Source organism: Microbacterium sp. CSI-V, from assembly GCF_001984105.1.
Lineage (GTDB): Bacteria > Actinomycetota > Actinomycetes > Actinomycetales > Microbacteriaceae > Microbacterium.
Window position 1 is genome coordinate 1 of the sequence record NZ_MTQM01000002.1, and the last position, 1,134, is coordinate 1,134.

Genomic DNA, 1,134 nt, shown 5'->3' on the forward strand with positions numbered 1-1,134 from the left:
AAGCCCGACTTTCGTCCCTGCTCGACTTGTAGGGGTCGCAGTCAAGCTCCCTTGTGCCTTTACACTCTGCGAATGATTTCCAACCATTCTGAGGGAACCTTTGGGCGCCTCCGTTACCTTTTAGGAGGCGACCGCCCCAGTCAAACTGCCCACCTGACACTGTCTCCCCGCCCGATAAGGGCGGCGGGTTAGAAGGTCAATACAGCCAGGGTAGTATCCCACCGATGCCTCCACCGAAGCTGGCGCTCCGGTTTCCAAGGCTCCTACCTATCCTGTACAAGCTGTACCAACATTCAATATCAGGCTGCAGTAAAGCTCCACGGGGTCTTTCCGTCCTGTCGCGGGTAACCTGCATCTTCACAGGTACTATAATTTCACCGAGTCTCTCGTTGAGACAGTGCCCAGATCGTTGCGCCTTTCGTGCGGGTCGGAACTTACCCGACAAGGAATTTCGCTACCTTAGGACCGTTATAGTTACGGCCGCCGTTTACTGGGGCTTCAATTCGCACCTTCGCTTACGCTAAGCGCTCCTCTTAACCTTCCAGCACCGGGCAGGCGTCAGCCCCTATACTTCGCCTTACGGCTTCGCAGAGACCTGTGTTTTTGCTAAACAGTCGCCTGGGCCTATTCACTGCGGCTCTCTCGGGCTTGCACCCTAACAGAGCACCCCTTCTCCCGAAGTTACGGGGTCATTTTGCCGAGTTCCTTAACGAGAGTTCTCTCGATCACCTTAGGATTCTCTCCTCGCCTACCTGTGTCGGTTTGCGGTACGGGCACCTCTCACCTCGCTAGAGGCTTTTCTTGGCAGTGTGGAATCAGGAACTTCGCTACTAAATTTCGCTCGCCATCACAGCTCAGCCTTATGGGAAACGGATTTGCCTATTTCCCAGCCTAACTGCTTGGACGCGGATATCCAATACCGCGCTTACCCTATCCTCCTGCGTCCCCCCATTGCTCAAATGGTGAGGAGGTGGTACAGGAATATCAACCTGTTGTCCATCGCCTACGCCTTTCGGCCTCGGCTTAGGTCCCGACTAACCCTGAGCGGACGAGCCTTCCTCAGGAAACCTTAGGCATTCGGTGGAGGGGATTCTCCCCCCTCTTTCGCTACTCATACCGGCATTCTCACTTCTA

At 55.0% G+C, this 1,134-nt stretch carries 1 rRNA gene; it reads right to left on the minus strand.

Annotated elements, in window-relative coordinates:
* Positions 1 to 1,134 (minus strand): 23S ribosomal RNA (locus CSIV_RS00020); the annotation flags it as partial.